Annotated in this window: 1 protein-coding gene; it reads right to left on the bottom strand. The window is 58.2% G+C overall.

The features are described 5' to 3' along the window. Window positions 1–53 precede the first annotated feature (53 nt). A partial coding sequence (locus NKI79_RS33165) for an ATP-binding protein (protein WP_352807515.1) occupies window positions 54–524 on the bottom strand: 471 nt, incomplete at its 5' end.

Below are 524 nucleotides of genomic sequence, written 5' to 3'. Positions count from 1 at the left end.
TGTCAAACGAATCCAGGAATTGACCCCTTTGGCGAACTGAAGAACTGACCCCTTCATTGGTTTGCTGTTTCGTTTGTTTCGGGCACCGAGCCGACCTTCTGCAGAAGGCCGGACCGTCGCTTTTCGCGCAGCCTGTAGCTGTCCCCCCTGATGGTGATCACCGTTGAATGGTGAAGCAGGCGATCCAAGATTGCCGTGGCCACCACGGGATCTCCAAAAACGCTCCCCCATTCACCCACCGAACGGTGGGAGGTAATCAGGATCGATCCCTTCTCGTAGCGGCGAGACACCAGTTGGAAGAAGAGGTGGGCGGCATTGGCCTCGAAGGGAAGATATCCGAGCTCGTCGATGATCAGCAATTTCGGCCGTGACAGGATCGTCAACTGCTTGTCGAGCGAGCCGTCGCTGTGGGCCTTGGCCAACATCGCCACCAACGTGGCTGCCGTGACGAACTGCACGTTGTAATTCTGGCGGATTGCCTCGCGGCCAAGGCTCACTGCAAGATGGGTCTTGCCCGTGCCCGG

Origin of the sequence: Mesorhizobium sp. M0340 (assembly GCF_040321535.1) — a bacterium.
Taxonomy (GTDB): Bacteria; Pseudomonadota; Alphaproteobacteria; order Rhizobiales; family Rhizobiaceae; genus Mesorhizobium.
This window is presented reverse-complemented; position numbering and strand designations above follow the sequence as displayed.